Source organism: Chromobacterium sp. CCUG 76385 (assembly GCF_059916625.1).
On sequence record NZ_JAUCGU010000033.1, the window covers coordinates 1 to 23,532 of the forward strand.

24 protein-coding genes, 2 rRNA genes, 1 other RNA gene and 1 riboswitch are annotated in these 23,532 nt (G+C 64.3%); of the genes, 22 read left to right on the forward strand and 5 right to left on the reverse strand.

Features of this window, described 5'->3' with window-relative positions; genetic code table 11:
• The 8 genes from QUG01_RS16835 to speB all read left to right on the forward strand — a co-directional run.
• Window positions 1-1,962 (forward strand): 23S ribosomal RNA (locus tag QUG01_RS16835); the annotation flags it as partial.
• Window positions 1,963-2,088: 126 nt separating this feature from the next.
• Window positions 2,089-2,203: ribosomal RNA gene (gene rrf / locus QUG01_RS16840) — 5S ribosomal RNA — on the forward strand.
• A gap of 223 nt (window positions 2,204-2,426) precedes the next feature.
• Window positions 2,427-2,927 (forward strand): D-glycero-beta-D-manno-heptose 1-phosphate adenylyltransferase, encoded by a 501-nt coding sequence (gene rfaE2, locus QUG01_RS16845; protein WP_500831107.1) that lies wholly within the window; start codon window positions 2,427-2,429, stop codon window positions 2,925-2,927.
• Window positions 2,924-3,889: a biotin--[acetyl-CoA-carboxylase] ligase gene (locus tag QUG01_RS16850; protein ID WP_500831108.1), complete on the forward strand. Its 966-nt coding sequence runs from the start codon at window positions 2,924-2,926 to the stop codon at window positions 3,887-3,889. The genes rfaE2 and QUG01_RS16850 overlap by 4 nt, the downstream gene beginning before the upstream one ends.
• Window positions 3,886-4,599, forward strand: a complete 714-nt coding sequence (locus QUG01_RS16855; protein WP_500831109.1) for a type III pantothenate kinase — start codon at window positions 3,886-3,888, stop codon at window positions 4,597-4,599. The genes QUG01_RS16850 and QUG01_RS16855 overlap by 4 nt, the downstream gene beginning before the upstream one ends.
• Window positions 4,599-5,399 carry an SPOR domain-containing protein gene (locus QUG01_RS16860; protein ID WP_500831110.1) on the forward strand — a complete coding sequence of 267 codons (801 nt, stop codon included), beginning with the start codon at window positions 4,599-4,601 and terminating at the stop codon, window positions 5,397-5,399. Before QUG01_RS16855 ends, QUG01_RS16860 begins: the two co-directional genes overlap by 1 nt.
• Window positions 5,400-5,511: 112 nt before the next feature.
• Entirely contained in the window at window positions 5,512-6,318 is an 807-nt protein-coding gene (locus tag QUG01_RS16865; protein ID WP_500831111.1) for a YoaK family protein, read from the forward strand.
• Window positions 6,319-6,550: 232 nt separating this feature from the next.
• Window positions 6,551-7,519: an agmatinase gene (speB, locus tag QUG01_RS16870; RefSeq protein WP_500831112.1), complete on the forward strand. Its 969-nt coding sequence runs from the start codon at window positions 6,551-6,553 to the stop codon at window positions 7,517-7,519.
• A gap of 73 nt (window positions 7,520-7,592) precedes the next feature.
• On the opposite strand, the gene cobS is transcribed toward speB, so the two are convergent.
• The 3 genes from cobS to cobT are packed head-to-tail and all read right to left on the reverse strand — an operon-like array spanning window position 7,593 to window position 9,945.
• Entirely contained in the window at window positions 7,593-8,324 is a 732-nt protein-coding gene (cobS, locus tag QUG01_RS16875) for an adenosylcobinamide-GDP ribazoletransferase (protein WP_500831113.1), read from the reverse strand.
• Window positions 8,312-8,914, reverse strand: coding sequence for a histidine phosphatase family protein (locus tag QUG01_RS16880; protein WP_500831114.1), 603 nt, complete (start codon window positions 8,912-8,914; stop codon window positions 8,312-8,314). The genes cobS and QUG01_RS16880 overlap by 13 nt, the downstream gene beginning before the upstream one ends.
• Window positions 8,911-9,945 carry a nicotinate-nucleotide--dimethylbenzimidazole phosphoribosyltransferase gene (gene cobT, locus QUG01_RS16885; protein WP_500831115.1) on the reverse strand — a complete coding sequence of 345 codons (1,035 nt, stop codon included), beginning with the start codon at window positions 9,943-9,945 and terminating at the stop codon, window positions 8,911-8,913. Before cobT ends, QUG01_RS16880 begins: the two co-directional genes overlap by 4 nt.
• Before the next feature lie 110 nt (window positions 9,946-10,055).
• Window positions 10,056-10,268: riboswitch (cobalamin riboswitch) on the forward strand.
• A 138-nt stretch (window positions 10,269-10,406) separates the two neighbouring features.
• Between cobT and QUG01_RS16890 the strand changes: the two genes are divergently transcribed.
• The 7 genes from QUG01_RS16890 (at window position 10,407) to QUG01_RS16920 (ending at window position 15,015) form a co-directional block, all read left to right on the forward strand.
• The gene (locus tag QUG01_RS16890) at window positions 10,407-12,245 is read left to right on the forward strand and encodes a TonB-dependent receptor domain-containing protein (protein ID WP_500831116.1); all 1,839 of its coding nucleotides are present in this window, start codon (window positions 10,407-10,409) and stop codon (window positions 12,243-12,245) included.
• A gap of 9 nt (window positions 12,246-12,254) precedes the next feature.
• Window positions 12,255-12,782, forward strand: coding sequence for a bifunctional adenosylcobinamide kinase/adenosylcobinamide-phosphate guanylyltransferase (gene cobU, locus QUG01_RS16895; protein WP_500831117.1), 528 nt, complete (start codon window positions 12,255-12,257; stop codon window positions 12,780-12,782).
• Complete coding sequence (locus QUG01_RS16900; protein WP_500831118.1) at window positions 12,779-13,651, forward strand: cobalamin-binding protein; 873 nt, start codon at window positions 12,779-12,781, stop codon at window positions 13,649-13,651. Before cobU ends, QUG01_RS16900 begins: the two co-directional genes overlap by 4 nt.
• Window positions 13,652-13,672: 21 nt before the next feature.
• Window positions 13,673-13,882, forward strand: a complete 210-nt coding sequence (locus QUG01_RS16905) for a hypothetical protein (RefSeq protein ID WP_043622343.1) — start codon at window positions 13,673-13,675, stop codon at window positions 13,880-13,882.
• Complete coding sequence (locus QUG01_RS16910) at window positions 13,879-14,190, forward strand: cell division protein ZapA (protein ID WP_043622345.1); 312 nt, start codon at window positions 13,879-13,881, stop codon at window positions 14,188-14,190. The genes QUG01_RS16905 and QUG01_RS16910 overlap by 4 nt, the downstream gene beginning before the upstream one ends.
• 25 nt (window positions 14,191-14,215) lie before the next feature.
• A non-coding RNA gene (gene ssrS / locus QUG01_RS16915) (6S RNA) lies at window positions 14,216-14,398 on the forward strand.
• A gap of 5 nt (window positions 14,399-14,403) precedes the next feature.
• Entirely contained in the window at window positions 14,404-15,015 is a 612-nt protein-coding gene (locus QUG01_RS16920; RefSeq protein ID WP_500831119.1) for a 5-formyltetrahydrofolate cyclo-ligase, read from the forward strand.
• A gap of 10 nt (window positions 15,016-15,025) precedes the next feature.
• On the opposite strand, the gene QUG01_RS16925 is transcribed toward QUG01_RS16920, so the two are convergent.
• Window positions 15,026-16,579 (reverse strand): POT-type proton-dependent oligopeptide transporter, encoded by a 1,554-nt coding sequence (locus QUG01_RS16925; protein WP_500831120.1) that lies wholly within the window; start codon window positions 16,577-16,579, stop codon window positions 15,026-15,028.
• Between the two features lie 183 nt (window positions 16,580-16,762).
• Between QUG01_RS16925 and QUG01_RS16930 the strand changes: the two genes are divergently transcribed.
• The gene (locus QUG01_RS16930) at window positions 16,763-17,035 is read left to right on the forward strand and encodes a DUF1294 domain-containing protein (protein WP_500831121.1); all 273 of its coding nucleotides are present in this window, start codon (window positions 16,763-16,765) and stop codon (window positions 17,033-17,035) included.
• 9 nt (window positions 17,036-17,044) lie between these two features.
• On the opposite strand, the gene QUG01_RS16935 is transcribed toward QUG01_RS16930, so the two are convergent.
• Complete coding sequence (locus QUG01_RS16935) at window positions 17,045-17,197, reverse strand: hypothetical protein (protein ID WP_500831122.1); 153 nt, start codon at window positions 17,195-17,197, stop codon at window positions 17,045-17,047.
• 128 nt (window positions 17,198-17,325) lie between these two features.
• On the opposite strand from QUG01_RS16935, the gene QUG01_RS16940 reads away from it, so the two are divergent.
• The 6 genes from QUG01_RS16940 (at window position 17,326) to holA (ending at window position 23,494) form a co-directional block, all read left to right on the forward strand.
• Complete coding sequence (locus tag QUG01_RS16940) at window positions 17,326-17,784, forward strand: EVE domain-containing protein (protein ID WP_500831123.1); 459 nt, start codon at window positions 17,326-17,328, stop codon at window positions 17,782-17,784.
• Entirely contained in the window at window positions 17,784-18,593 is an 810-nt protein-coding gene (locus QUG01_RS16945; protein ID WP_500831124.1) for a sulfite exporter TauE/SafE family protein, read from the forward strand. Before QUG01_RS16940 ends, QUG01_RS16945 begins: the two co-directional genes overlap by 1 nt.
• Before the next feature lie 68 nt (window positions 18,594-18,661).
• Window positions 18,662-19,051, forward strand: a complete 390-nt coding sequence (locus QUG01_RS16950; protein ID WP_500831125.1) for a hypothetical protein — start codon at window positions 18,662-18,664, stop codon at window positions 19,049-19,051.
• A 162-nt stretch (window positions 19,052-19,213) separates the two neighbouring features.
• Window positions 19,214-21,874, forward strand: a complete 2,661-nt coding sequence (gene leuS, locus QUG01_RS16955) for a leucine--tRNA ligase (RefSeq protein ID WP_500831126.1) — start codon at window positions 19,214-19,216, stop codon at window positions 21,872-21,874.
• 80 nt (window positions 21,875-21,954) lie between these two features.
• Window positions 21,955-22,509, forward strand: coding sequence for an LPS-assembly lipoprotein LptE (locus QUG01_RS16960; protein ID WP_500831127.1), 555 nt, complete (start codon window positions 21,955-21,957; stop codon window positions 22,507-22,509).
• Entirely contained in the window at window positions 22,490-23,494 is a 1,005-nt protein-coding gene (gene holA, locus QUG01_RS16965; RefSeq protein ID WP_500831128.1) for a DNA polymerase III subunit delta, read from the forward strand. The genes QUG01_RS16960 and holA overlap by 20 nt, the downstream gene beginning before the upstream one ends.
• Window positions 23,495-23,532 lie beyond the last annotated feature (38 nt).

Genomic DNA, 23,532 nt, shown 5'->3' on the forward strand with positions numbered 1-23,532 from the left:
AGCATGGGAGACAGACGGTGGGTGCTAACGTCCATCGTCAAGAGGGAAACAACCCAGACCGCCAGCTAAGGTCCCAAATGATCAGTTAAGTGGTAAACGAAGTGGGAAGGCCTAGACAGCCAGGATGTTGGCTTAGAAGCAGCCATCATTTAAAGAAAGCGTAATAGCTCACTGGTCGAGTCGTCCTGCGCGGAAGATGTAACGGGGCTCAAACTGATAACCGAAGCTGCGGATGCACAGTTTACTGTGCGTGGTAGGGGAGCGTTCTGTAGGTCTGTGAAGGTGTCTCGTAAGGGATGCTGGAGATATCAGAAGTGCGAATGCTGACATGAGTAGCGATAAAGCGGGTGAAAAGCCCGCTCGCCGAAAGCCCAAGGTTTCCTACGCAACGTTCATCGGCGTAGGGTGAGTCGGCCCCTAAGGCGAGGCTGAAAAGCGTAGTCGATGGGAAACGGGTTAAAATTCCCGTACTTTTGTGTAGTGCGATGTGGGGACGGAGAAGGTTAGGTCAGCAGACTGTTGGAATAGTCTGTTTAAGCCGGTAGGTGTGAGGGGTAGGCAAATCCGCCCTTCTATAACACCGAGACGTGATGACGAGGGTCTACGGACCTGAAGTGACTGATACCACGCTTCCAGGAAAAGCCACTAAGCTTCAGCTACACAAGAACCGTACCGCAAACCGACACAGGTGGGCAGGATGAGAATTCTAAGGCGCTTGAGAGAACTCAGGAGAAGGAACTCGGCAAATTGATACCGTAACTTCGGGAGAAGGTATGCCTCTTAGAGTGTAGGACTTCGCGTCTGAAGCTTTGAGAGGTCGCAGAGAATCGGTGGCTGCGACTGTTTAACAAAAACACAGCACTGTGCCAACACGAAAGTGGACGTATACGGTGTGACGCCTGCCCGGTGCCGGAAGGTTAAGTGATGGGGTGCAAGCTCTTGATCGAAGCCCCGGTAAACGGCGGCCGTAACTATAACGGTCCTAAGGTAGCGAAATTCCTTGTCGGGTAAGTTCCGACCCGCACGAATGGCGTAACGATGGCCACACTGTCTCCTCCTGAGACTCAGCGAAGTTGAAGTGTTTGTGAAGATGCAATCTCCCCGCTGCTAGACGGAAAGACCCCGTGAACCTTTACTGTAGCTTTGCATTGGACTTTGAAGTGGTTTGTGTAGGATAGGTGGGAGGCTTTGAAGCCAGGACGCTAGTTCTGGTGGAGCCGACCTTGAAATACCACCCTGACCCCTTTGAGGTTCTAACCTTGGTCCGTAATCCGGATTGGGGACAGTGCATGGTAGGCAGTTTGACTGGGGCGGTCTCCTCCCAAAGTGTAACGGAGGAGTTCGAAGGTTACCTAGGTACGGTCGGAAATCGTGCTGATAGTGCAATGGCAAAAGGTAGCTTAACTGCGAGACCGACAAGTCGAGCAGGTGCGAAAGCAGGACATAGTGATCCGGTGGTTCTGAATGGAAGGGCCATCGCTCAACGGATAAAAGGTACTCCGGGGATAACAGGCTGATACCGCCCAAGAGTTCACATCGACGGCGGTGTTTGGCACCTCGATGTCGGCTCATCACATCCTGGGGCTGTAGCCGGTCCCAAGGGTATGGCTGTTCGCCATTTAAAGTGGTACGTGAGCTGGGTTCAAAACGTCGTGAGACAGTTTGGTCCCTATCTGCAGTGGGCGTTGGAAGTTTGACGGGGGCTGCTCCTAGTACGAGAGGACCGGAGTGGACGAACCTCTGGTGTACCGGTTGTGACGCCAGTCGCATCGCCGGGTAGCTAAGTTCGGAAGAGATAACCGCTGAAAGCATCTAAGCGGGAAACTTGCCTGAAGATGAGACTTCCCTGGAGGCTTGACCTCCCTGAAGAGTCGTTCGAGACCAGGACGTTGATAGGTCGGGTGTGGAAGCGCTGTGAGGCGTGAAGCTAACCGATACTAATTGCTCGTGAGGCTTGATCCTATCATTTGAGTGACTTGGGTAACCGAGGCGCGAGATAGAGTGTGTGCGAAGACGCATCAAATACCGAATATTCAGAATCAGCAAAACCTGCTGATTCAGGCTTCTTACAGTTTGTGACAGTTTATGTCTGGTGGCCTTAGCGAGGTGGTCCCACGCCTTCCCATCCCGAACAGGATCGTGAAACGCCTTAGCGCCGATGATAGTGTGGCATTCGCCATGTGAAAGTAGGACACCGCCAGACGCCCGATAAGACAAAGCCCAGCTCAACCGAGCTGGGCTTTGTGCTTTGCGCCGGCGAAACGCCGCCCCAACTCGCCCCGACAGTCCCTGCCGGGGCGTTGGCGTTTCTGGGTGTTGGGCGGGAGCGGCTACGGTGGTATGCTTCGCAACTTACCCGTTTGGCGGCCAGGCGATTGATGGGGCGGTAATCCGCGACGCCGGCCGGCTTTTACGCAAGGACATGCATGACTTATCCGCTGCCGTCGTTTGAAGACAAGATTTGCCCGCTTGAGCAGTTGGCTGACAAGCTGGCGGCCCTGCCGCGCCCCTTGGTGTTCACCAATGGCTGCTTCGACATCCTGCACCGCGGCCACGTCACTTATCTGGCGCAAGCCCGCGCGCTGGGCGCCAGCCTGGTGCTGGGCTTGAATACCGATGCTTCTGTGAAGCGACTGGGCAAAGGCGACGACCGGCCGATCAACAACGAATACGACCGCGCGGCCGTGCTGGCGGCGCTGGAGAGCGTCAGCCTGGTGACTTGGTTCGATGCCGATACGCCGGCCGAGTTGATCGAGCAGGTCCAGCCCGACGTGTTGGTCAAGGGCGGCGACTGGAGCGTGGACAAGATCGTCGGCAGCGCACAGACGCTGGCGCGCGGCGGGCAGGTGCATTCCATCCCTTTTCTGTTCGATACTTCCACCACCAAGACGCTGAACAAGATCCGCGCCGCCGAGGACAAGGCGTGAGCGAGCACGCCTTCGCGGTGCTGCGCCACTTGTCGGACGGCCGTTTCCACTCCGGCGAGGACATCGCCCAGGCGCTGGGCTGTTCCCGCACGCTGGTCTGGCAGGCGGTGCACGCCATCGAGAGCGAACTGGGGCTGACGGTGTTCAGCGTACGTGGCCAGGGGTACAAGCTGGCCCAACCGTTCGCCTGGCTGGACGTGGCGGCGGTGCGCGCCGGTTTGGACGAGGCGGCGGCCGAGACTTTCACGCTGGCGGTGGCGGAGCGGACCGACTCCACCAATAGCCAGTTGATGGCGCGCGCCGGCAATGGCGGCTTGCATGGTTTGGTGTTGGCTTGTGAATTGCAGACGGCTGGCCGCGGCCGCTTGGGTCGCCGCTGGCAGACGCGTCTGGGCGCGGGATTGACGTTCTCGCTGCTGTGGCGTTTCAATCGCGGCATGGCCGAGCTGGCCGGCTTGTCTTTGGCGGTGGGCGTGGCCTTGGCGCGCGCCTTGCGCAGCCTGGGCGCGCCGGTGCAGTTGAAATGGCCTAACGATGTGCTGCTGGATGGCCGCAAGCTGGCCGGGATTCTGATTGAATTGTCCGGCGACGCGCTGGGGCCGGCCGCAGTGGTGGTGGGCATCGGCGTCAATGTGGGCGATCCGGGCGAGGTGGATCAGCCGATTGCCACGCTGGAGCAGGCCGGCATCGCGCCTGAGCGCAACCGCGTGTTGGCGGCCTTGCTCAATGAGCTGGAGCGGGTGCTGACGGATTTTGACCGCCATGGCTTTGCGCCGCTGCGCGAAGAATGGTGGCAGCTGTCCGCCCATCAGGGCGCGGCGGTGAGGCTGGGCTTCTCGCATGGCGAGCCGGTGGACGGCATCGCCTGCGGCGTGGCGGACAACGGCGCCTTGCAGCTGGAGACGGAGCAGGGCTTGCGGACTTTCCATATCGGCGAAGTCAGTTTAAGGGAACGCCGATGAAATTACTGATAGACGCCGGCAATAGCCGGGTCAAATGGGCGGTATACCGGGGTGCGGATTGTGTCGCCCAGGGCGCGGCCGAGCATCATGAGCTGGCTGGCCTGGCGGACGCCTGGCGCGATTTGCCGCTGGAAGGCGCCTGGATGTCGTCGGTGGCGCGCGGCGAAGTGGCCGACGGCCTGGCGGCGGCCGTGCCATGCGCGCTGCATCGCGTTCATTCGGAACGTCGTTTCGGCGAGGTCTGTAACCATTATCGCAACACCGCGGAGCAGGGCGCCGACCGCTGGCTGGCTGTATTGGCCGCGCGCGAGATCTGCCGCGGCGATGTCATCGTCGCCTGCGCCGGTACCGCGCTGACGGTGGAGACGCTGACGGCCGAGGGCGACTACCTGGGCGGGCTGATCCTGCCAGGCCATGGCCTGATGCTGCACAGCCTGGCGCAAGGCACCGCCAATCTGAACCGGCAGGCCGGCGAAGTGGTGGCATTCCCGCAGGGCACGCCGGACGCGCTGGCCAGCGGCGCGATGGCGGCTTTGGTGGGGGCGATAGAAGGGCAGCGGCGCAAGCTGGCCGAGTGCACCGGGCGCGAGCCGGCGACGGTGATTCTGACCGGCGGCGACGCGGCGCGCATCGCGCCGTGGCTCGCGGCGCCGTTGCAGATCGTGGATAATCTGGTATTGATGGGTCTACTCAAGGTGGCGAACTCGTGATGAAGTGGTTTGTGGCGCTGGTGGTGGTGCTCAACCTGGTGGTGGCGATGTACGGCACGCTGAAACAGCGTCCGCCGTTGGACGTGCACGCCCAGGAAGTGAGCCCTGGCCAAGTGAAGCTGTTGCCGCCAAGCTGGAAGCCCGATGCCTCCGCCGCGCAAGCGAGCGCCCCTGTGGCCGCCGTGGTCAAGGCCGCTTCCGCGCCGGAGGCCAAGCCGATGGCCAGCGCGGCCAAGGCGCAAGCCAAGCCAGCCGTGAAGCCTGAGGCGTCCAGGCCGGCCGACAAGCCGCCAGCCAAGCCAGCGGAAAAGGCGGCGGAGCCGGCCAAAGGCAAGGCTGTGGCCTGCTACAGCTGGGGCGGCCTGAGCGACAGCCTGTTGGCCCGAGTGAAGGGCGGCGTGCCGCAGCTGAAACTGAAGCCCGGCCAGCTGCAGGAAGACAGCAAGGAGGAAAGCAAGGGTTCCGGCCGCTTCTGGGTGTATTATCCGCCGCTGGCTACCCAGGCTGAAACCAAGACGCTGTCGGCGGAGCTGAAAGACAAGGGTTTTACCAATTACATCGTCAGTAACGACGAGTTCAAGGGCAATCTGTCGCTGGGCCTGTTCAGCAAGGAGGACGCGGCCAAAACGCTGGTCGCGCGGTTGAAGGCGGCGGGTTACGACAAGGCGATGGTCAAGTCCAAGGAGCAGACGAGCAAGCAGACCACGCTGACCTTCAAGGACCTGGACGCGGCGCAGGCGGAACAGCTGAAGGCGCTGCAGAAGAAGCTGACCCCAGGCATCGCGCTGAAGGGTTGCTGAGCCAGGCAGACTTTGTGCGCAAAGTTTGATCCGGCGGCTTGCCAACCCCTTGTGTTGCGGCGCAATATCGATGACGGCGACAACAAGTCGCCGTTTTCTTTGTCCCACACTTATGGCCCGACACTTCCACATCACGCGGCTGCTCGACCACGGCCGTTTCAACGACAGGGTATTGCGCCAGCTGGGCTGGGCGATGGCTTTCATCGCCGGCGCCATCAACGCCGGCGGCTTCCTGGCGGTGCATCGCTACACCTCGCACATCTCCGGCATTGTTTCCGGCATGGCCGACGCCTGGGCCACCGGCGAGATCCGGCTGGCCCTATCGCTACTGGTGATGCTGAGTTGCTTTGTCGGCGGCGCCATGCACAGCACCTGGCTGATCCTGTGGGCGCGGCGGCAGCGGCTGCGCGGCGGCTACGGCGTCTCGATGATGGAAGAGGCGTTGCTGCTGCTGGTGTTCGGCCTGCTGGGCGCCGGCCTGTCGCTGCACAAGGGCCTGTTCACGCCGCCGACGGTGATGCTGCTGTGCTTCATCATGGGCATGCACAACACCATCGTCACCAAGCTGTCCGGCGGCCTGCTGCGCAGCACCCACATGACCGGCATCGCCACCGACCTGGGCATCGAACTGGCCAAGATGAGCTACTACAACCGCCAGGCCAATCCGCGGGTGGCGGCGGTGCGCTCCAATCGCAAGAAATTCCGCGTCTACGCGCTGATCCTGCTGTCGTTCTTCGTGGGCGGGGTCGTCGGCGCGCTGGGTTTCAAGCATCTGGGTTTCGGCTTCACCTTGCCGCTGGCGCTGTTCTTGTTCCTGCTGGGGCTGCGGCCGGCCTGGTATGACGTCAAGCTGCGCTGGCGCTGGTGGCGCAGCCGCCAGTTCGCGCGGCGCGTGAACGCGGTGGAGCAGGGCGGCTGACGGAATGCGCCGTCGAAGCCGCAATGCCGCCGTGGCGGCGGCGACAAATTTTCACCGTCGCGCCGCGTCTTCACTTGAACGTATTGTCCTGGCACGGCACACTTCGGGTTTCCGCGCCGCGGGGCGCGGCAGCCTTAAGCCGTCGGCTGTGCAAGATGGACGGCAATCGTCGCGAAATCATGCGGAATCAATACATTGACCGCTGGCGGCGTACTCTCGCCTGGAGAGTGGCATGAGTGATGAAATGATCTACGGCGACGGCGCCATTCGCCGTCAGGGCCTGTACGGCTCCTCCATCGAAAACACCTACGCCGGCGTGCTGTCCTTCATGCGCCGCAACTACAGCCGCAATCTGGAAGGCGTAGACGTGGCGGTGTCCGGCATTCCGCTGGATCTGTCCGTAACCTTCCGCTCCGGCGCGCGCATGGGCCCGCAGGCCATCCGCGCCGCCAGCGTGCAGCTGGCCGAGCTGAAGCCGTATCCGTGGGGTTTCGACCCGTTTGACGATCTGGCCGTGGTCGACTATGGCGATTGCTGGTTCGACGCGCACAACCCGCTGACCATCAAGCCGTCCATCATCGAGCACGCCCGCACCATCCTGGCCTCCGGCGCCAAGATGCTGACTTTCGGCGGCGACCACTACGTCACCTACCCGCTCTTGATCGCGCACGCCGAAAAGTATGGCAAGCCGCTGGCGCTGCTGCACTTCGACGCCCACTGCGACACCTGGCCTGACGACAGCCCGGACAGCCTGAACCACGGCACCATGTTCTACAAGGCGGTGAAGGAAGGCCTGATCGATCCGAAGAAATCGGTGCAGGTCGGCATCCGCACCTGGAACGACGACTTCATGGGCCTGAACGTGTTGGGCGCGCCGTGGGTGCACGACAACGGCGTGGATGCCACCATCGCCGAGATCAAGAAGACCATCGGCGACGCGCCGGTCTACGTGACCTTCGACATCGACTGTCTGGACCCGTCCGCGGCGCCGGGTACTGGCACCCCGGTGCCGGGCGGCCTGAGCACCGCGCAGGCGCTGAAGATCATCCGTAATCTGGGCGATCTGAACATCGTCGGCATGGACGTGGTGGAAGTCGCCCCGAGCTATGACCAGAGCGAAATCACCGCCCTGGCCGCCGCCCACATCGCCTGTGACATGCTGTGCCTGATGCGCAACAAAAAGGTGGAAGGCAAGCTGTAAGCGCGCTTGCCGCGAGGATGAGCAAACGCCACTCCTTGGAGTGGCGTTTTTGTTTGGCGGCGCTGCTTGTCGCTCAGAACGCAAACGGCAGCCTGATCAGCAGCAGCCCCAGCAGCGCGATCTCGCAGATTTCCACGCCCGCGCCCAGGCAATCGCCGGTCATGCCGCCCAGCCGGCGTTTGAGAAAGCCCCACCAAGCCAGGCCGGCCAGCGGGGCCAGCAACAAGGCCGGCGCCAGCCAGACGGACAAGGCCAGCAAGACCGCCAGGTTCAGTCCCATACCGGCCCAGTCTTTGCGCCAGCCGAAGCGCTCGCCGCTGCCCGGCGCGATGGCTGGCAGGGTGGCCGACCAGGCCACAGCGAACCCGCGCGCCCAGGCCGGGATCAACAGCAGCCCCCAAGCGATGCCGCTGTGACGGGCGATCAGCATCAGCAGCACCAGCTTGGCGACGACGGCGAGGATCAGCGACAGCACGCCAAAGCTGCCCAGATGCGGGTCTTTCAATACTTCGAAGAAGCGTTCGCGCGAGCGGTGGGCTGCGCCCAGCGCGTCGGCCAGATCGGCCAGGCCATCCAGATGCAGGCCGCCGGTGACGCCCACCCAAACCAGCAGCGCCAGCAGCGCCGCCAGCCAGGGATCGACCAGGCCGCCCAGCTGCAGGGCCGTCAGCAGCAAAGCGCCGACGATCAAGCCGACGGCAGGGAACCAGCGCGCGCTGGCCGCCAGCCATTCCGGCCGGAAATCCGCCAACTGCGGGGTGGGCAAGCGGGTCAGGAACTGCACCGCCAGAATCAGTCCGCGCATGAGGACTCCAGCCGCAGCAGGTAGGCCGGGTGGCCTTCCAGCATCGACAGCTGGGCGAAACCGCCGCGCTGCACCGTCATCAGCTTGGCCACGGAGAAATCGGTGCCCAGCAATTCCGCCATCAGCACGGTGATGACGCCGCCGTGCGTCACCAGCAGGCGATGGCTGCCGCGCGCCTCGCTCATCCAGTCGGCCAGGCCGGCCAGCACGCGGGTGCGGAACTGCTCGAAGCTTTCGCCGCCGGGCGGGCTGAGCCGGCCGTCCGCCAGTTCTGCGCCCCAGCCGGGGTGGCTGTGTTCCAGCTCGGACACTGGCTGGCCGTCCCAGTCGCCGAAGTCCATCTCGGCGAAGCGCGGCTCCACCTTCAGCGCCAGCGAGCCGGATAGCGCATGCTTGACGGCAAACTCGCGGCAGCGCTGCAGCGGCGAGGTGGCGATGGCGGTGACTGGCGCCAGGCTGCTGATGCGGCTCCAGCTGGCGTCGAGCTGGCGTTGGCCCAGCTCGGTCAGCGGCAGGTCGGTCAGGCCGATCAGCCGCCCGTCGTGTTCGATGTCGCCATGGCGCAGCAGGGTCAGGGTGTAGGGGTTCATGCGGACTTGCCGCTGATGCCGGCCTCCTCGAAAGTGGCCATCTCGTTGTGCAGCTTCACCGCCATCTGCAGCAGCGGCACGCAGACCGCCGCGCCGGAGCCTTCGCCCAGCCGCATGCCCAGATCTACCAGCGGCTGCAGCTGCAGCGCCGCCAGCGCATGGTCGTGGCCGGCTTCCGCCGAGCGGTGGCTGGCCAGCAGCCAGTCGTGCAGCGAGGGGTCGATGGCCTTGGCGCACAGCGCGGCGGCGCTCGCGATGAAGCCGTCGACCAGCGACGGCGCGCCCAGATGGGCGCCTTCCAGGTAGAAGCCGGCCATGGCGGCGATCTCCAGGCCGCCCAGCTCGGCCAGCGTGTCCTGGCCGCTGAGGTTTTCCCAAGCCACGCGCGCCAGCGCGGTCTTCACTACCCGCAGCTTGTTGGCCAGGCCGATGTCGTCGATGCCGGTGCCGCGGCCTACCACCAGTTCCGGCGACGCGCCGGTCAGCCGGCAGATCAGCGCGGCCGACGCCGTGGTGTTGCCGATGCCCATATCGCCGGCAATCAGCAAATTCGCGCCTTCGCCCACCGCGCGGCGCGCCGCGGCGCGGCCAACTTCCAGCGCAGCTTCCACCTCCTGCGCGCTCATGGCCGATTCCTTGGCCAGGTTGCGGCTGGCGGCGCGCACCTTGGCATGGACGATGGGCAGCGCCGACACATCGCCGGCCACGCCTACGTCCACCACCTCCAGCCGCGCGTCCAGCGCGCGCGCCAGCACGCAGATGGCTGCGCCGCCATTGGCGAAGTTGCGCACCATCTCGGTGGTGACGGCGGAGGGAAAGGCCGACACGCCCTCGGCGGTGACGCCGTGGTCGCCGGCGAACACGGTGATGGCGGGGCGCAGGACGTCCGGCCGGGCGCGGCCTTGCCAGGCGGCAAAGCGGCAGGCCAGCTCCTCCAATTGCCCCAGGCTGCCTGGCGGCTTGGTCAGGATGGCCTGGCGGGCGCGGGCGGCGTTGCGGGCGGAAAGATCCAGGGGTTTGCTACGATTCATGTTCTGGCCTGCAGGGAAGGATGATCATGGAATGTTGTCGGCGCGCATGGCTGGCCGCCGGACTCTAAGCATATTACCGCTTGGCCGGTGCCGCCAAAACCCCGGCGGGTTATAATCGCCGCCTAGCAGGTGTCCGCGCTTAGCCTTTTTGGGGCGAGCGCGGGTGAAACGGGAAGCCGGTGTGAAGCCGGCGCTGCCCCCGCAACGGTAAGGCCTGGCGCGATACGCGCCCAGGCGACGCAGCAAGCCACTGTCCAATCGGATGGGAAGGCGCGTCGCCGGCATGGCCCAGCCCGGAGACCGGCCTGCAGAGCCCCGGCCGGAAGCCGGAGGAATACTGGAGTATCGCGGGGAGGCGATCCGACAGACGATTCCGGCTGCGCCGCGACCCGTTCTCTTGTCCTCTTCGCACTCTGACGATGTCCCCTTGCGGGAAGCTATCAATCCGTGGAGTGTGTTTCATGTTTCAGCCCCAAACTTGCGCCTTCGCCGTGGCGCTGGCCTGTGCCGGCGCGGCCCATGCCGCCGATGTGCCGGAATTCGCCGGCGACCCGGTGATTGTGACGGCGAGCCGTATCGCGCAGCCATTATCCAAAACCTTGGCCGACGCCACGGTCATCACTCGCGACGAGATCGAGCAAAGCGGCGCGCAAACATTGCAGCAAGTGCTGTCTCGCCAGGCGGCGATCAGCATCACCGCCAATGGCGGTCCCGGAACCAACAGCAGCATCTTCATGCGCGGCACCAACTCCAACCATACCGTAGTGCTGGTGGATGGCGTCCGCATCTCCTCGGCGACGTCCGGCACCACGGCGATGCAGAACATTCCCTTGGCCCAGATCGACCATATTGAAATTCTGCGCGGTCCCGCGTCGAGTTTGTACGGCGCCGATGCGATTGGTGGCGTGATCCAGATTTTTACTCGCAAGGGCGAGGGCGAACCGCGAGTGAATGCCGCTGTGGAAGCCGGTAGCCGGGGCACGGGCAAATTGACGGCCGGCGTAGATGGCAAGACAGGCAATACTGCTTACAGCCTGCAAGTGAGCCATGATCAGTCCGATGGTTTCTCCGCTACCAACGCTTTGAATCAAAATTCATATAACCCGGATAAGGACGGCTACCGAAACGATAGCTACAGCGCCAGTGTGACGCAAACACTGGCACCGGGGCATGATTTGACACTGCGTCTGTTCCAGACCTTTGCCCGCGTTGATTTTGACCAGAATCCGATAGGCCAGGATTGGACCGATACTCGCCTCACGGGGCAGAGCCTGGAGTCCCGCAACCGGTTCTCCGACATCTGGACCAGCACCCTGCGTTTCAGCCATAGCCAGGACAAGCAGGAAACCTTCGCTGACGCGATCGGCGGCCAGCGCAACAGCTTGTACCAGACGACCCTGAACGAATGGACTTGGCAGAACGATCTGACTACCGCCTGGGGCAAGTTCGCGCTGGGCGCGACCCATAATGACCAGAAGGTGAGCAGCAGCAGCGCGTATACCAAGACCACGCGTACCCAGAATGCCGGGTTTGCCACTTATCAGCTGGAAATGGGCAATAGCCTGCTACAGGCTAGCGTGCGCCGTGATCATGATGACCAGTTCGGTGGCAAGACCACCGGCAAACTGGACTACGGCTACCGTTTCGCCGAAGGATGGTTGGTGCGGGCGGGGTATGGCACGGCTTACAAGGCGCCGACCTTCAATGAACTGTATTACCCATTGGCGTTTGGCTATCAAGGCAACCCGAACTTGAAGCCGGAGAGCGCCATCAATACGGAGTTGGGTCTTGAGTATCGTCACCAGGGCAGCACTTTCCGCCTGACGGGCTTCCATAACCAGGTCAGCAATCTGATCTCTTACGGCTCGCTGGGCAATGGCATCGGCACCATGCTCAATGTCAACCGCGCCACCATCCGCGGGCTGAGTCTGGAGGGGCAAACCAAGCTGGCAGCGTTCGATTTGGGCGGCAACCTCACCTTATTGGATGCGCGTGACGACCAGACCGGCCAATGGCTGGCCTTCCGTCCGCGTCAGAGCGCCAATTTCACTGCCAGCCGCGATTGGGGGCGTTGGACGGCCGGTGTGGAGCAGCAAGTCGCCTCGGTTCGCTATGACAACATTTCCAATGTGACGCTGCATGGTTATGGCGTGACAAATGCCTATGTCGATTATCGTTTTGCCAAAAGCTGGACCGCTACCGCACGTGTAGACAACCTGTTCGACCGCGAGTACGAAACGACCTATGGTTACAATACCGGGGGGCTGGGAGCCTTCATCGGCGTACGTTATAGCCAGTAAGGGACATCCATGCCTCACCTGATCACCGGCGGCGCCCGCAGCGGCAAGAGCCGCCATGCCGAAGAACTGGCCCGCCAGCACGCGGGGCCGGTGTGTTATCTGGCCACCGCCGAGGTGCTGGACCCCGAATTCGCGCGGCGGGTGGAGCGGCATCGCGCCCAGCGTCCCGCGCATTGGGCCGTGGCCGAGTGCGGCCGCGCGCTGGCGGCTGCCATTGCTGCGCATGATGCGGCGGGCGGCCTGCTGGTGATTGATTGCCTGGGCATGTGGCTGATGCGCTTCTTCGGCGCGGCCGGTCTCGACGAGAACGAGTACGTGGTGGAGCGCGACGCGCTGCTGGCGGAGCTGGGTGTCCTCAAGGGCGAGGCGTTGCTGGTGTCCAATGAGGTCGGCTGGGGCGTGGTGGCGGCGGATGCCGAAACCCGCCGTTTCGTCGATGAATTGGGTCGGCTCAACCAGCTGGTGGCTTCGCGTTGCGACAGGGTCACCCTGGTGGCCTGCGGCTTGCCGCTGGCGCTGAAAGGCGGGCTGGCATGAGGCTATGGCTTTGTCTGGCCGGCCTGTTGCTGGCCAGCGCCGCGCGCGCGGCCGTCAGCGTCGAGGATGGTTCGGGGCAGACGGTCGCGCTGGCCAAGCCGGCGCAGCGCATCGTCAGCCTGGCGCCGCATGCCACCGAGTTGCTGTTCGCGGCCGGCGCCGGCGACAAGGTGGTGGCCACAGTCGAATACAGCGACCATCCCGCCGCCGCGAAGAGGCTGCCGCGGGTGGGCAGCTTCACCGGTTTCAGCCTGGAGGCAGTATTGCGTCTGCAGCCTGATCTGGTGGTGGCGTGGCAGGATGGCGGTTCGCCGCGCGAACTGGAGCGGCTCAAGCGGCTGGGCGTGCCGGTATTCATCAGCCATCCGTTGCAACCGGGCGATGTGGCGCTGGAAATCGACAAGCTGGGCCGCTTGGCCGGCACCGAAGCCGCGGCCGCGCGCGCCGCGCTGCAATACCGGCAGCGGCTGGCCGCCTTGCAGCAGCGCTATGGCGGCCGCGCCCCGGTGCGGGTGTTCTATCAATTGAGCCAGGCGCCGATCTTCACCGTCAGCGGCAAGAGCTATATCGATGCGCTGATCCGCACCTGCGGCGGCGTCAATGTGTTCGCCGATCTGTCGCTGCCGGCGCCGCAGGTGTCCACGGCCTCGGTCGTGGCGGCGCAGCCACAGGCCATCATCGCGACGGACAACGCCGCGCTGGCGATGTGGCAGCGCTGGAAAACCTTGCCGGCGGTGGCTGGCGGCGCGCTGTTCGCGCTGTCTGACGACGCCATCAGCATTCCGGGGCCGCGCATGGTGGATGGCGCGGCCGCGCTGTGCGCCCGTCTGGACACGGCGCGGCAGCGGCTGGGTTTGACGGCCAACTAGCGGCCCGTTATCCTCGCCGCCATGGACAATGAACTGGAATATCTCGAATCCCGCGTCGCGGCGCTGGTTGGCCGCATTCGGGAGCTGGAAACCCAGAACGGCCGTTTCGCCGAGGCGCTGTCCGAAGCGCTGAAGGAAAACGCCGAGCTGCATTTCCGCGTCAATGAAACCCGCAACCGGGTGGCCGCGCTGGTGGCGCGCCTGCCGGCTGCGCCGGAGGATGAGCAATGAGCGACGTGGTTCAGGTCGACATCGAACTGCTGGGACGCCATTTCACCATCGGCACCCCGGAAGGCGAGCAGGAAACTCTGCGCGAGGCGGTGCGTTTGCTGGAAGGCAAGATCGCCACCATCCAGCAGCATGGCAAGGTGATGGACGCCGACAAGATCGCCATCATGGCCGCGCTGAACATCGCCCATGACCTGCTGAAAACAAAAGTGGGAGAAGGCTTGGAGATGGCGGCGTTTCAGCGTAAAATACGCGGCATGAGCGAAGCCGCTGACGAGGCGCTTCGCCAGAGTCAACAGCCGCTGTTCTGACAAGGCGGCGCACTACAGGTCAGTTTATCCCCTGCGGTGTTCGTGACGGCACACAATTCCTTTGTACCAATGCGTTCGCTTTTGGCTGCCAGCGTGAGACATGGGTGAGACGCGTCCCTTGCGGATGCGCCCGAAATGTCTGGCAGGCGGCCCCTCCTGGAAACAGGGTACAAGCGAATTTAGCCCGAACGGCACTCGCGGGGGTCTCCCCCCATGACCTCGTCCACCACTGCAATGACTTCCATCGACAAGCAGGCGCTCAGGCGCCGGATTCGTCGCGCCCGCATGGCCCTGCCGCCTGTGTATCGCGCCGCAGCCGCCCGCGCCATCGCGCGCCACGCCTCGCGCCTGTTGCAGCGCGGCAAGCGCATAGGCGGCTATCTGGCCGCCGGTTCCGAGCTGGATCTTTCCGAGTTGCTGAATGCCGCGCTGTGGCGTAACGGGCAGGTCTATCTGCCGCAGATTCCGCATCGCGGCCGCCGGCTGTGGTTTACCCGGCTGGGCGCGGCCGATCGCTGGTATCGGCACCCGCGCTATCGCATCCTGGAATACGCTGGACAGCGCTTGCGCGCCGAGCGGTTGGACGTGATCTTCGTGCCCTTGCTCGCGGTGGACCGCGACGGTTATCGCATGGGGCAGGGCGGCGGCTTCTACGACGCCACCCTGGCCTTTCGCCGCCGTCATCCGCTGAGCGGCCGGCCCTTGCTGGTGGGCGTGGCTTTCGATTGCCAATTGGTGGGCGCGGTGCCGCGCGAAGCGTGGGACGTGCGGCTGGATTACTTGTTGACCGAATCCGGCCTGCGGCGGCTGCCGCTGGCCGGATAGCTCAAGCCGCTCAGACCGCGCGGTAGTGGCTGACTTCGCGGTAGCGGCGCGCGTACAGGCCAAACAGCCCCGCCGCCAGCAGCGCGATCACGGCGAAGAAGAACATCAGGAAGGCCTCCAGGCTCAGGCCGCTGGCCGCCACGGTACTCTTCATCGCGGCGCTGGCCACGCCGGCGTTGATCAGCAGCACCCACAGGTTGCCGACGGTGGTGGACAGGCCCCAGAAGCTCATCAGCGTGCCCTTCATCGACAACGGCGCCTGGCTATAGGCAAACTCCAGGCCGGTGGCCGAAACCAGCACTTCGCCCATGGTCAGCAAGGCGTAGGGCAGAATCTGCCAGGCGATGGACAGGGCGTTGCCGCCGTCAATCTGCAGCTGCATCATGCCCACCACAATCCAGGCCAGCGCGCTGAACACGATGCCGGCGGTCATGCGGCGCAGCGCGGTCGGTTCCAGGCCCACGCGGCGCAGCGCCGGGTACAACACCAGATTGTTGAACGGGATCAGCAGCATCACCAGCGCCGGATTCAGCGCCTGCATCTGGGACGGCGCGAACCATTCCGGCTTGCTCATGAAGCCGGCCTGTATCACCCAGGTGGAGGCTTTTTGGTCGAACAGCGACCAGAACGGCGTCACCAGCGAGAAGATGATCAGGATGCGCAGCACCGAGCGCACGCCTTCTATCGCCTCTTCCGGATGCCGCGCTCGCACCGCTTCCAGCTGCCAGCGGGCGGCCAGGCTGGCGCCGGCCATCACCAAGACGAAGGCCAGGCAGAAACCTGCCACCAGGCCCAGTTCCAGATTGAAGCTGCACCACGCGGCCAGCGCCACGCTGGCGGCGAACAGCCAGCCGCCGCGGCGGCCGTTGGCCGGCGTCAGGATGGCCGACTTCACCACCTGCCAGAACGAATGCGGATCCTTGGGCGCGGGCGGCAGGATCACGTAATGCTTGCGGCCCAGCCAGAAGATGACCAGCGCGATGAACATCAGCACGCCCGGTATGCCGAAGGCCACCGACGGGCCGTACGATTTCAGGAAAATCGGCATCAACAGCGAGGCGAACAGCGAGCCGAAATTGATGATCCAGTAGAAGGAATCGAATACGATCTTGGCCAGATGCTTGTTCGACTCGTCAAACTGGTCGCCGCAGAACGACGACACGCAAGGCTTGATGCCGCCGGAGCCGATGGCGATCAGCGCCAGGCCGGCGTAGAAGCCGTTCAGGTTGTTCTCGAACAGCGCCAGACAGGCGTGGCCCACGCAATACAGCGCGCTGAAGATGATGATGGTGTTGTACTTGCCCCAGAGGCGGTCGGCCAGCCAGCCGCCCAAGAGCGGGAAGAAGTACACCCCGATCATGAAGTTGTGGAAGATGTGCTTGGCCTCGCCGGCGCGCATGTCTTCCGGCAGATACAGCAGCAGCGAGGTGGTGAGGAAGGCGGTGAGGATGTTGCGCATGCCGTAGAAGCTGAAGCGCTCGCAGCCCTCGTTGCCGATAATGTAGGCGATCTGGCGCGGCATGGCGCCGCTGCCGGCAGGCGCCTGCGTCGTGACAGTGGTCATGGGACGGTTTCTCCCGAGTCGGTTGAACGTGCAAGGCCCCGGACACGCCGGGGCATCATTGTTGTGCGGACCATGATAACGGCGGCGCGGCGCGCTTCTGTTGGGAATCTGGTAAACGGCAGTTACAAAATTCTGCTGTTTTGCCGTTGAGCGGCCGCAATCGGATTTGGCATGGAGGGGAAGATGAAAATCGCCGTATGTAGCTGGCTGATGGCGGCCAGTTTGCTGACGTTCATCGCCTATTGGCGCGACAAGCGCGCCGCGCGGGCCGGGGCTTGGCGCACGCCGGAGGCGACGCTGTTGCTGCTGGGCCTGGCGGGAGGCTGGCCTGGCGCTTGCTTGGCCCGGCACGGCTTGCGGCACAAGACGCGCAAGCAGCCGTTCCGCGCGCTGTTCTGGTTCAGCGTATTGGCCAATCTGGCGCTGTCGTGGTGGCTCTGGCGCGCATTGGCCTAAACCATTGCATCAGCGCCAACCATAATGCGGACCGTAGTAGTACGCCGGCGTCACCGGCACCACCACGGCCGGCCGCACCACAACCGGCGCGACGCGCGGCGGTTCCACCACGCAGCCGCCGAGGCTGCCTGTCAGGGCGATGGCCAGTATCAAGGTTTTCATTTTCAGGTTCTCCCGAATCGACAGATAGGGCAAAAAACTGTCCTGCTGAAACCAGCATACGGGCCAATCTTTCCAGTAAGATTGAGCAAGTTTTTCTCTTTCCTCTCAGCGATTAACAGATATTGTCTATGCGCTATTGGCTGATGAAGTCCGAACCGGACGAAACTTCGATCGACCACCTGGCTGCCGAACCCGCGCGGCTGTTCGAATGGACTGGCGTGCGCAATTACCAGGCGCGCAATTTCATGCGCGACCAGATGCAGCCCGGCGATCTCGTGTTGTTCTGGCACTCGTCCTGCCCGGAGCCGGGCATCGCCGGTCTGGCTGAAGTGGCCGCGCGGGCGCATCCGGACGCCAGCCAGTTCGATCCCGCGAGCCCTTATCACGATCCCAAATCCGATCCGGCCCAGCCGCGCTGGCTGTGCGTGGACGTGCGCTTCGTCAAGAAGACGCGGCTGGTGTCTCCGGCCGAGCTGCGCCAGCACCCGCCGCTGGAAGGCATGGCCGTGCTCAAGCGCGGCAATCGCCTGTCCATCACGCCGGTGACGGCGGAGGAGTGGGACTATCTGATGCGCGAGGTGTTGTGATGCTGACGCTGCCTTTGATCGCCGCCCTGCTGGCCTGCGGCGCGGTGGCTGGTTTTCTGGCCGGCTTGCTGGGCGTGGGCGGCGGGCTGATCATCGTGCCGGTGGTGCTGGCGGTGCTGTCGGCCGCGCATCTGGGCGGCGCGCATGCGCAGCACCTGGCGGTCGGCACTTCCTTGGCGGTGATGGTGTTCACCAGCGCGTCCAGCGTGCGCGCGCACCACAAGAAGGGCGCGGTGGATTGGCGCATCGTGCGCGGCATGGCGCCGGCGATGGTGGCGGGCACGCTGCTGGGCAGCCTGATCGCCGGCTGGATTTCCGGCGCGGCGCTGAAATGGTTTTTCGTGATTTATGCCTACGCGGTGGCGGCGCAGATGCTGATCGGCCGTCAGCCCAAGGCCGGGCGCGAGGTGCCGGGCCATGCGGGGCAAAGCGTCGCCGGCGGCGCCATCGGCATGGTTTCCAGCTGGGTCGGCATAGGTGGCGGTTCGATGAGCGTGCCATTCATGGCTTGGTGCAATGTGCCGGTGCATACCGCCATCGCCACCAGCGCGGCGCTGGGCTGGCCGATCGCCGTGTCCGGCGCGGTCGGCTATGTGTACAGCGGCTGGGGCGCGCCGGGATTGCCGCCCGGCGCAGTCGGTTTCGTTTACCTGCCGGCCATGCTGGCGCTGATGCTGATGACGGTGTTGCTGGCGCCGCTGGGCGCCAAGGCCGCGCATAAGTTGCCGGTGCCAAAATTGAAAAAAGCTTTCGCGGTGTTGATGGCGGCGATGGCCAGCGAAATGTTGTACAGCCTGCTGCGCGGCTGAGGCCTTCTGCAACCTTGTCCGCTTGCCTGCGGTCGAACCGGTTTGACTGACAGTGAAAAGGACGATGCGTGTTGAAAAGCGTGATGGTGTGCGTGGCGGGGCTGCTGACGGCGGCGCCGGCGGCTTTCGCCTACAGCGACGAGGCCCGGCTGCCCTTTGCCGGCCAGCCGGGCGAGCTGCCGCTGGAGTTGGCGTTGCGCTTCGCCAAGAACCGTCTGGGCGAGGACGGCCGTTTCGAGTACGCCACGCTGAAGGCGATCCAGACCAGCCAGCCGGAAGTGTTCGACCGGGCCCGCATCACGCTGATCCGCGAGGGGCTGATGGACGACAGCGTCAAGGGCGTGCGCCAGCGCTTCGAGTTCAGCCGCGAGGACAATGTTTGGACGCTGCGCGCGGTGACGGAAGACTTCTCCTGCAAGCGCGGGCGCAAGGGCTGGGGACTCAAGCCCTGCCCTTGAGACGGCGCGCGCCAAGCAATTGTTTTTTGGGTCTTATCGCCGACGCGAAGACGCCGTTATAATGGGGCAATCATTTTGCGGACGGGCTGACCGGATGCATGCGCGCAGATCGCGCTCCGGGCAGCCCGCCTTTTGTATTTCAGAGTCCAGACAAAGATCGCCATGCAAGAACAATACAGCCCGAGCGCGGTGGAAGCCGCCGCCCAACAGAAATGGCAGAAGACTGCCGCCTTCAAGGCCGTGGAAGACGCGTCGCGTCCCAAGTACTACGCGCTGTCGATGTTCCCGTATCCGTCCGGCAAGCTGCACATGGGCCATGTGCGCAACTACACCATCACCGACGTGCTGGCCCGCTTCAAGCGTCTGCAGGGCTTCAACGTGCTGCAGCCCATGGGTTGGGACGCCTTCGGCCTGCCGGCCGAGAACGCGGCGATGAAGAATGGCGGTGCGCCGGCGGCATGGACCTACGCCAACATCGAATACATGAAAACCCAGCTGGACAGCCTGGGCTTCGCCCTGGACTGGGAGCGCGAGCTGGCCACCTGCAAGCCGGACTACTACCGCTGGGAGCAGTGGCTGTTCACCCGCCTGTTCGAGAAGGGCGTGATTTACAAGAAGAACGGCGTGGTCAACTGGGACCCGGTGGACCAGACTGTGCTGGCCAACGAGCAGGTAGTGGATGGTCGCGGCTGGCGCTCCGGCGCGCTGGTGGAAAAGCGCGAAATACCAATGTACTACTTCAAGATCACCAAGTACGCCGATGAGCTGCTCGAAAGCCTCGACACGCTGGACGGCTGGCCGGAGCAGGTCAAGACCATGCAGCGCAACTGGATAGGCAAGAGCTACGGCTCCGACGTGGTGTTCCCGTACGACGAGGCCAGCATCGGCCATAAGGGCGAGCTGAAGGTCTACACCACCCGTCCGGACACGCTGATGGGCGCCACCTACGTCGCCGTGGCCGCCGAGCACCCGCTGGCCACCCAGGCCGCGGCCGGCAATGCCGCGCTGCAGGCCTTCATCGCCGAGTGCAAGTCCGGCTCCGTCGCCGAGGCCGATGTGGCCAAGATGGAAAAGAAGGGCATGCCCACCGGCCTGTTCGTGATTCACCCGCTGACCGGCGACAAGCTGCCGGTATGGGTGGCTAACTACGTGCTGTGGGGCTACGGCGAAGGCGCGGTGATGGCCGTGCCGGCGCACGATAAGCGCGATTTCGAATTCGCCAACGAGTACGGCCTGCCAATTGTGCAGGTATACGACCGTCCCGTATTGATTACAGATAGGGTTAGGGGTGACGAGACGTCCCCGGATAGTAACTTGGAAGCATGGACGCCAAATCGTTGGCAAGATTGGTATGCGGCTAAGGAAGGCCTGATTACGATCAATAGTGGCAAATATGATGGCGCTGATTTCGAACGTGCTTTTGAAGTTATTGTTGCCGATCTGGAAGCCAAGGCCGCCGGCGCCAAGAAAACCCAGTACCGCCTGCGCGACTGGGGCATCTCCCGCCAGCGCTACTGGGGCTGCCCTATCCCGATCATCCATTGCCCGAGCTGCGGCGACGTGCCGGTGCCGGAAAAAGACCTGCCGGTGACGCTGCCGGAAAACGTGATTCCGGACGGCGCCGGCTCCCCGCTGGCCAAGATGCCGGAATTCTACGAAACCACCTGCCCGAAGTGCGGCGGCGCGGCCAAGCGCGAAACCGACACCATGGACACCTTCGTCGAGTCCAGCTGGTACTACGCGCGCTACGCCTCGCCGAAGTGCGACACCGCGATGGTGGACAAGCAGGCCGCCGATTACTGGCTGCAAGTCGACCAATACGTGGGCGGCATCGAACACGCCATCCTGCACCTGCTGTACGCGCGCTTCTTCCACAAGCTGATGCGCGACGAGGGCCTGGTGTCGTCGGATGAGCCCTTCAAGAGCCTGCTGACCCAGGGCATGGTGGTGTGCGAGACCTTCTACCGCGACCTGCCCAACGGCACCAAGGACTGGATCGCGCCGCAGGACGTGATTCTGGAACGCGACGCCAAGGGCAAGATCATCGCGGCCAAGCACCGCGTGGACGGCCTGCCGGTGGTGGTGGGCGGCATCGAGAAAATGTCCAAGTCCAAGAATAACGGCGTGGATCCGCAGGAATTCATCGAGAAATACGGCGCCGACACCGCGCGCCTGTTCATGATGTTCGCCGCGCCGCCGGAGCAGAGCCTGGAATGGTCCGACGCTGGCGTGGAAGGCGCGTTCCGCTTCCTGAAGCGGCTGTGGAAGACCGCGCGCGAGCACGTCGAGGCCGGCGTGGTGGCGCCGTACGTTTCCGGCGAGTTGAACGCCAGCCAGAAGGAGCTGCGTTTCAAGCTGCACAGCACCATCCAGAAAGTGGCCGACGACTACGGCCGCCGCCAGCAGTTCAACACCGCCATCGCCGCGGTGATGGAGCTGTTGAACGCCTACGACAAGGCCGACACCGCCGGCGACATCGGCCGCGCCGTGGCGCAGGAAGTGCTGGAAGCCGTCACGCTGCTGCTGTCGCCCATCGTGCCGCACGTCTGCGACGGCATCTGGAGCGCGCTGAAGCCGGGCACCGAGCTGCTGGCGCAAGCCTGGCCCAAGGTGGACGAGGCCGCGCTGGTGAAGAGCGAGATCGAGCTGATGGTGCAGGTGTGCGGCAAGCTGCGCGGCAGCGTCACCGTGGCTGCCGACGCCGCCAAGGATGCGATCGAAGCCGCCGCGCTGGCGCATGAGAACGTGCAGAAATTCATGGAAGGCAAGCCGGCCAAGAAGATCATCGTGGTGCCGGGCCGCTTGGTGAACATCGTCGTTTAATCTTATCCTGACGCGCGGCGCGGGGCAGCATGGCTGTCCCGCGCCGTTTTGACTGGCGGCCATCCGCCATGGGGGAAAACATGAAACACACGCTGCAACTGGCCCTGTTCGCCGGCTTCGCCTTGCTGCTGACCGCCTGCGGCTTCCATCTGCGCGGCCTGGGCGGCACGATGAAGCCGCTGCCGTTCTCCACGCTGTACCTGGAGGCCGGCGGCAAGTCGATTGAATCCGACCTGCGCACCGTGCTGGCGCGCCAGCCCGCGCTGACAGTGCTGGACCAGGCCAAGGGCGCGCAAGCGGTGCTCAGCGTGGTGGGCGAGAACCAGTCCAAAGACATTCTCACCATCAATACCGGCGGCCGCATCAACGAGTATCAGCTGACCTACACCGTCACGGTGCGGCTGGTGCTGAACGGCGTGCCGGTGGAGCCGGACATGACGGCGACGGTGCGCCGCAGCATGAACTACTCGGATAACCAGGTGCTGGGCAAGCAGCAGGAAGAAGACCTGCTGTGGACCGACGCCCGCCGCGACGCGGCCGAGCAGATCGTGCGCCGCCTGGCGTATCTGAAAGTGCCGGCAGCCGGTCCGGCCGGCTCGCAGAGCGTGAAGCCCGATGCCGTCACTCAGCCCTGACGCGCTGAACGCGGCGCTGGCCAAGGGGCTGGCGCCGTTGTATCTGGTGCATGGCGAGGAAGCCCTGCTGGCGCTGGAGGCGGCCGACGCCGTGCGCCAGGCGGCCCAGGCCGCCGGCTATCTGGAGCGGGAGGTGCTGACGGTGGAGGCTGGTTTCGACTGGTCGCAGCTGACGGATTCCATGTCCAGCGTGTCGCTGTTCGCCTCGCTGAAGCTGCTGGAAATCCGCATTCCCGGCGGCAAGCCCGGAGTGGAAGGCGCGGAGGCGCTGCAGCGTCTGGCCGCCCAGCCGCCGCAGGACACCATCACCCTGATCACCTTGCCCAAGCTGGACAAGGCGCAGCAGCAGAGCAAATGGTTTGCCGCGCTGGACAAGGCTGCCATGGTGGTGGAGGCGCGTCTGGTCAGCCGCGCCGAGCTGCCGGCCTGGATTTCGCGCCGGCTCAAGGCGCAGGGGCAGCAGCTGGGCGCGGAGGCGCTGGAGTTCTTTGTCGAGCGGGTGGAGGGCAATCTGTTGGCCGCCCGCCAGGAAGTGGACAAGCTGGCCTTGCTCTACCCCAAGGGCGAGCTGAGCCTGGCCGACTTGCAGGCCGCGGTGGCCAATGTCGCCCGCTTCGACGTGTTCCAGTTGTCCGAGGCCTGGCTGTCCGGCGACACGCCGCGCCTGCTGCGCATGCTGGATGGCTTGATGGCCGAAGGCGAAGCGCCGGTGCTGGTGTTGTGGTCGCTGGCGGAGGATGTGCGCATGCTGTTGAAGCTGCGCCAGGGTCTGAAGGATGGCCGCCAGCCGCGCGACATGGCGCGCGAGCTCAGGCTGTGGGGCGAGAAGCAAAAACTGGCCGAGCCCGCGCTGCGCCGCATCGGCCCGCGCAAGCTGATGGACGCCTTGTCCGAATGCGCGCGCATCGACCGCCAGATCAAGGGCGTGGAGCCGGGCGAGCCGTGGCAGACCATGCGGGCGCTGGCCACCCGGCTGGCCGCCTGAGCCGATGCCGTTGATAAGGACGGGCCGCGACGGCCCGT

Excerpts from the sequence above, each read along its gene's own strand:
- rfaE2 (WP_500831107.1), top strand. The coding sequence starts at position 2,427 with ATGACTTATCCGCTGCCGTCGTTTGAAGACAAGATTTGCCCGCTTGAG.
- QUG01_RS16855 (WP_500831109.1), top strand. The coding sequence starts at position 3,886 with ATGAAATTACTGATAGACGCCGGCAATAGCCGGGTCAAATGGGCGGTA.
- QUG01_RS16860 (WP_500831110.1), top strand. The coding sequence starts at position 4,599 with ATGAAGTGGTTTGTGGCGCTGGTGGTGGTGCTCAACCTGGTGGTGGCG.
- QUG01_RS16865 (WP_500831111.1), top strand. The coding sequence starts at position 5,512 with ATGGCCCGACACTTCCACATCACGCGGCTGCTCGACCACGGCCGTTTC.
- speB (WP_500831112.1), top strand. The coding sequence starts at position 6,551 with ATGAGTGATGAAATGATCTACGGCGACGGCGCCATTCGCCGTCAGGGC.
- cobS (WP_500831113.1), bottom strand. The coding sequence starts at position 8,324 with ATGCGCGGACTGATTCTGGCGGTGCAGTTCCTGACCCGCTTGCCCACC.
- QUG01_RS16880 (WP_500831114.1), bottom strand. The coding sequence starts at position 8,914 with ATGAACCCCTACACCCTGACCCTGCTGCGCCATGGCGACATCGAACAC.
- cobT (WP_500831115.1), bottom strand. The coding sequence starts at position 9,945 with ATGAATCGTAGCAAACCCCTGGATCTTTCCGCCCGCAACGCCGCCCGC.
- QUG01_RS16890 (WP_500831116.1), top strand. The coding sequence starts at position 10,407 with ATGTTTCAGCCCCAAACTTGCGCCTTCGCCGTGGCGCTGGCCTGTGCC.
- cobU (WP_500831117.1), top strand. The coding sequence starts at position 12,255 with ATGCCTCACCTGATCACCGGCGGCGCCCGCAGCGGCAAGAGCCGCCAT.
- QUG01_RS16900 (WP_500831118.1), top strand. The coding sequence starts at position 12,779 with ATGAGGCTATGGCTTTGTCTGGCCGGCCTGTTGCTGGCCAGCGCCGCG.
- QUG01_RS16905 (WP_043622343.1), top strand. The coding sequence starts at position 13,673 with ATGGACAATGAACTGGAATATCTCGAATCCCGCGTCGCGGCGCTGGTT.
- QUG01_RS16910 (WP_043622345.1), top strand. The coding sequence starts at position 13,879 with ATGAGCGACGTGGTTCAGGTCGACATCGAACTGCTGGGACGCCATTTC.
- QUG01_RS16920 (WP_500831119.1), top strand. The coding sequence starts at position 14,404 with ATGACCTCGTCCACCACTGCAATGACTTCCATCGACAAGCAGGCGCTC.
- QUG01_RS16925 (WP_500831120.1), bottom strand. The coding sequence starts at position 16,579 with ATGACCACTGTCACGACGCAGGCGCCTGCCGGCAGCGGCGCCATGCCG.
- QUG01_RS16930 (WP_500831121.1), top strand. The coding sequence starts at position 16,763 with ATGAAAATCGCCGTATGTAGCTGGCTGATGGCGGCCAGTTTGCTGACG.
- QUG01_RS16935 (WP_500831122.1), bottom strand. The coding sequence starts at position 17,197 with ATGAAAACCTTGATACTGGCCATCGCCCTGACAGGCAGCCTCGGCGGC.
- QUG01_RS16940 (WP_500831123.1), top strand. The coding sequence starts at position 17,326 with ATGCGCTATTGGCTGATGAAGTCCGAACCGGACGAAACTTCGATCGAC.
- QUG01_RS16945 (WP_500831124.1), top strand. The coding sequence starts at position 17,784 with ATGCTGACGCTGCCTTTGATCGCCGCCCTGCTGGCCTGCGGCGCGGTG.
- leuS (WP_500831126.1), top strand. The coding sequence starts at position 19,214 with ATGCAAGAACAATACAGCCCGAGCGCGGTGGAAGCCGCCGCCCAACAG.
- QUG01_RS16960 (WP_500831127.1), top strand. The coding sequence starts at position 21,955 with ATGAAACACACGCTGCAACTGGCCCTGTTCGCCGGCTTCGCCTTGCTG.
- holA (WP_500831128.1), top strand. The coding sequence starts at position 22,490 with ATGCCGTCACTCAGCCCTGACGCGCTGAACGCGGCGCTGGCCAAGGGG.